We start from the raw sequence: 4,602 nt of genomic DNA, 5'->3' as shown, positions 1-4,602 counted from the left end.
AATTGAAATAAGAGATCAATTGAACAAGGTACTGTTCTTCTTATATGTTTTGCTTAGGCCCACTTTTTCTCAATAAGATTAAGATCTGGAGAATAATGAGGAATAAAGCAAACTATGGTATATTTTGCATAGCTTTCCCTTTATGGAAATTGGCGTTATCCATAACACTACCGCTTTCTTTTTGAAGGTTTGGTAATAAAATCTGCTGCACTCAAGAAGTACCCCCCTTTGTAAGCCAGATTCAAACCAATTGCAATTGATATTTGTATTTGCCAATTAAAGCGCCTATGGGATTTGTTTCCCCCCAGTCATGAGAGCCATAACACCGCTTGCCTTTATCAAAGTACCCCTGCGTTCTTGGCATATCATGAGCAAAACCACTTTCATCACTATAACCTATCTGCTTATAACCTATCTGCTTATCTTCATTTTTCAATTCTTCAATTTTTTGGAAAAACGTAGATTTTTTTCTGGATCCTCTTTCGGATGATTGAGAGTTTTTTTATATGTAGCTTCTATACGTTTCTTAGCATGTTTTATCCCAGATACGCTCACTCCAAGCCTTATTGCTCTTTCGTAACTGTAAGAATCAGGATAATTCCGGATATCTTGCTTAGTTGTCTATTTTGATTTGGTTTTTATTTCTTTTTTATTTGGAGTTAATTGTTTTTTCACTTGCTTATTATTATAGTTGAAATCTTAAATTTTTTGGATGGCTTGAAAAAATTCTCACCAGCTGATTGTAGCTTTAGCACTCTTTGCGGGATTGAACTAGGGCCCGTCCTGAATTGAGTTGATTTTTTTTGTTGTTTTTTGAGAATTTAATAAAAATTCAAAAAAATTTGTATTCAATAAGACGTTATGCGTTGAGGGAAGATCAGTGAGATAGGATCGAGGATCTTTTACCTGGAAACCCAGGGGGATTGGAGCGTTTTATAGCAAAAGACAATAAGCCTGTTTGTGGAGGCTGTTTTGTGCTGTTACCGTGCAGAAATTATGTGGAGAGGTTTGGCGATTTTAAAGCTAGCTATCCATCCCCGCTACGAGGTAGAGCCAAAAGGGCGTAAGGAAAAGAGTCTTTTAGGCGCGGGCTCCAAAAAAAGACTAAAACCAAGCTATTGGACGATTCGCTAGAGGGTTAAGCATCAATATCCATGCAATCTGTGATACTCAAGGCAATCCCACAAAAAATCTCATCGCATTTCATCTTACAGAAGACAATTTGGAAGGCGCCGATGCGTTGATCGCCTCGTGAGGGCTGAGATGCGGTGCTTGCCGATGAAAGGGGGGCGACAACTCAAAGAAAACAGGCGTGATTCCGTGATCTCCCCTGAAAAACACAATTTGGAGCATTATAAAAAATACTTTAAATCTCGTCATTTGATCAAAGATTTCTTCGCTAAACTGAAAGTAATACAGATCCATTGCCACGCGTTATCATAACGTCCGTAAATTTTCTAGGCGTTATTCACTTGGCTTCACTTGTCGTTCGGCTTAATTGAGTGCGGGCTCTAATAAAAAATTTTATAGATAATTTACTTTTTTTATCTTATTTTGTTTCCAAACCTTAATAAATTACATTTTATCGTGTGAATCTTTATAAATGTTTTGAGTTTAGATAGGCTTTACCGAAAAACATTGGTATACTACAGGAATTGAATTTTTAAATTTTGACAATTGTGCTAAAGAAAAATAAAATTCTAACTAGTTTTTTTTATTTTGGATTTATTTTTCTATATCTTCCAATTTTTATTACTTTTCTATACTCTTTTAATAGTTTGAGCACAATGAGTTGGGCCGGATGGTCTTTTAAGTGGTATTACGCACTTTTTCAAAATCCTTTGCTTATGCGTGGATTTATGGTAAGCATAAAAATTGCTTCACTTTCTGCAACTTTTGCTATGATACTGGGAACGTTGTGTGCCAGCCAATGGGGAAGAAACAAAAGTGCCCATCCTCACCTTGTGTGGATGGCCAGCCTTTCTTTAGTGATTCCCGAAATCGTTATGGGGCTGGCCTTGTTGCTGTTTTGGGTTGCAATTATGAAAATTTTCCCCCAACTTACTCGAGGATTTTGGAGTATTTTTGTGGCCCATACCACACTAGGAACTGCCTACGTCACAGCCATTGTAAGATCACGTATCGTAAGCATTGACCCTGCATTAAGCGAAGCAGCAATGGATTTGGGAGCTCGCCCTTATAAAGTTTTTCTTGCAATTAAACTTCCTTTACTGATGCCCGCCCTTGCTTCTGGTTGGCTTTTAGCATTTATCCTTTCTTTTGATGATGTAGTTTTAGCTAGCTTTACTTCTGGGCCTGGGTACACAACGCTTCCTTTGGTAATCTTTTCTTACCTTAAAATTGGATATACTCCCCAGATTAATGCGCTAGGTAGTCTTATTATCTTGACGATTAGTTTGCTGATGGCGGGAATTTGGTATATTATTTATCGACGAGGTTCCTCATTTGAGGCTTAAATGGATGCAAAAAAAAAATCTCATATTGTTGTTTGGGGGAATGCAAAAGGAGGAGTAGGAAAATCTACACTTGCCTTACATTTTGCACTTCAGTGTATGTATGAAAAGCTAAGTGTTGCCTGCTTTGATGCAGATGGAGATCAAGGAACGTTGTTTCGTAGTATAGAAAATCGAAGACAGTACTGCAAGCAGCAAAATTTTTCTCTTCCTGTTCCTGAAATTGTTCGGTTTTGTCCTAGTGCGTATGAAACAGCAGAGCTATCCATAAAAGCTTTGGATTTACTGTTACAAACTTTAGAAAATTTTGATGTTATTGTAATCGATACTCAAGGAAGTGACACTCCTTTAGGGCGTTATGTTCATCAAAAATCTAGTGTTTTGGTCAGCCCTATAACAGAAAGTCCTTTAGATTTAGATTTGTTTGTAAATATCAGAGAGATTCAAGAACAATCTCACCTTACGCTTCCCTTTGGCAGCTATGCCCACATGGTGTGGGAACAAAGACTAAATAAGGCATCCCAAGCTCAAGAACATTTAGAATGGGTGGTTGTACGAAATCGAATTAGCCATCAAATTTCTCGCACACAATTGCATATGGAGAAAATTTTAAAAAGCCTAGCACCTAGGGTGGGATTTCATATAGGTCCTAGCATAGGAGATCGCAGCATTTTTCGAGAACTTTTTTCCTACGGATTAACAGTTATGGATCGAGATGGGCTGACTACGTTAGCTCATATTACGGCTCGCCAGGAGATAAAAAGTATGACTCAGTATATCTTATCTCTTCTCAAAAAAAATAAATATTAAGGCAGAAAAGCGATGTTAAAAAAAATAAAAAATCTGATTGAATACAGAAAAAGAAACTATCGTATAAAAGGTGGGACATCTTAACAGCAGCGTCAGTAGAAAGTTTCGATGTTTTTTCTATGTGTTTAAAATCATGACAAAAATCACGTATAAAAAACTTCTAAATTATCCGAAAAAATTCAGAATAAAAGAGCTAAATTTTATTAAAAAATAGATAAACTAAAAAAAAGAAGGACGGACGATTGTTTGTATTGATGAAAGTCGATTAGCTCATAGTATCAAACATGCATGGACGCTCTCCAAAGATTGGAGTGCAAAAAGTAGAACCGATACCAAAAAGGAGATGGAAGAGCTTTGCTAGGCTCTATTTTAATTGGGACGGGAGTGTTAATAGGCTTTAGATATTTTAAAAAACCACGAAATAGGGGGGGGGAATTTAGTATATTGCATTTAATCTACCTCTTTATATTAGCCCAGAATTTCTCTATTGGATTCAAATCACAAGAGTAAGGAGGTAGAAAAATTATACCGCATTTTACAGATTCTATTCATTCTCTACTTCTCTTGGATTTATGAAAAGAGGTATTATCCATAATAACACCTTGACCAGGCTTTAGTTCCTTGATCAGAAATTTTTCTACCCAAGTCCGTTAAACCTCATTGGTGCTATCGGCGTGTTATTAACCAAACTGGCAATACTTATTTGTTCTTTGATACTATTTCCCACTCTTTTTGCCAACCGAATTTTCACTTTTTCTGCCCCAGCCCTTTGTCTTTGCACATAGCCGTATCAATACCGTTTTCATCAATATATAGCTAAATTAGTATAAAAAGATTACGAAAAATGGAATTGAAATAAAAAATTAATTGAACAAGTTAATGTTCTTCTTATATGTTTGGCTTGGGACCATTTTTTCTCAATAGGATTGAGATCTGGAGAATGATGAGGAAAATAAAGCAAACTATGGCATCTTCTAGCATATTTTTCATAGCTTTTTCTTTATGGAAAGTGGCATTATCCATAACACTACCGCTTTCTTTTGGAAGGTTTGGCAGCACCCAAGACGTACCCCCCTTTGTAAGCCAGATATGAACCCAATTAACAATTATAGCTTTGCCAATTAAAGCGCCTATGGGATTTGTTCTTCCCAGTCATAAGAGCTCATAACACCGATTGCCTTTATCAAAGTGTCCATGCGTTCTTGGCATGTCATGAGCAAAACCACTTTCATCTATGTAAGGAATAGCTTTACCTAATTTTTCTAGCTGCTCAATTTTTTGGAAAAATGTAGACCTTTTCTCTGGATCGGATGATTGA

General features: G+C 36.5%; 7 protein-coding genes and 1 pseudogene. 3 read left to right on the top strand and 5 right to left on the bottom strand.

The features are described 5' to 3' along the window. Positions 1-241: 241 nt before the first annotated feature. From K737_RS06905 to K737_RS11230, 3 genes are all read right to left on the bottom strand, one after another. Complete coding sequence (locus K737_RS06905) at positions 242-436, bottom strand: hypothetical protein (RefSeq protein WP_006304476.1); 195 nt, start codon at positions 434-436, stop codon at positions 242-244. Next, positions 433-606: an IS630 transposase-related protein gene (locus tag K737_RS08430; protein ID WP_075260362.1), complete on the bottom strand. Its 174-nt coding sequence runs from the start codon at positions 604-606 to the stop codon at positions 433-435. Before K737_RS08430 ends, K737_RS06905 begins: the two co-directional genes overlap by 4 nt. Before the next feature lie 597 nt (positions 607-1,203). After that, positions 1,204-1,353, bottom strand: a complete 150-nt coding sequence (locus K737_RS11230; RefSeq protein WP_235075707.1) for a hypothetical protein — start codon at positions 1,351-1,353, stop codon at positions 1,204-1,206. Between the two features lie 434 nt (positions 1,354-1,787). Between K737_RS11230 and K737_RS05450 the strand changes: the two genes are divergently transcribed. Together K737_RS05450 and K737_RS05445 are read left to right on the top strand one after the other, a co-directional pair. Then, on the top strand, positions 1,788-2,477 hold the full coding sequence (locus K737_RS05450; protein WP_024161490.1) for an ABC transporter permease: 690 nt from the start codon (positions 1,788-1,790) through the stop codon (positions 2,475-2,477). Further along, a complete protein-coding gene (locus K737_RS05445) occupies positions 2,478-3,284 on the top strand; it encodes an ATPase (protein ID WP_006304470.1) in 807 nt (268 codons plus the stop codon). Positions 3,285-3,739: 455 nt separating this feature from the next. On the opposite strand, the pseudogene K737_RS12125 reads toward K737_RS05445, so the two are convergent. Together K737_RS12125 and K737_RS12120 are read right to left on the bottom strand one after the other, a co-directional pair. After that, a pseudogene (locus K737_RS12125) lies at positions 3,740-3,907 on the bottom strand (transposase); the annotation flags it as partial. A gap of 212 nt (positions 3,908-4,119) precedes the next feature. Then, a complete protein-coding gene (locus tag K737_RS12120) occupies positions 4,120-4,245 on the bottom strand; it encodes a transposase (RefSeq protein ID WP_152531050.1) in 126 nt (41 codons plus the stop codon). Here K737_RS12120 and K737_RS11225 point away from each other — a divergent pair. After that, a complete protein-coding gene (locus K737_RS11225; protein WP_235075665.1) occupies positions 4,228-4,377 on the top strand; it encodes a hypothetical protein in 150 nt (49 codons plus the stop codon). The genes K737_RS12120 and K737_RS11225 overlap by 18 nt on opposite strands. Positions 4,378-4,602: the final 225 nt, after the last annotated feature.

It is taken from the genome of Holospora undulata HU1, from assembly GCF_000388175.3.
GTDB lineage: Bacteria > Pseudomonadota > Alphaproteobacteria > Holosporales > Holosporaceae > Holospora > Holospora undulata_A.
The sequence above is the reverse complement of the archived record's forward strand: the minus strand, read 5'-3'. Positions and strand labels throughout refer to the sequence as shown.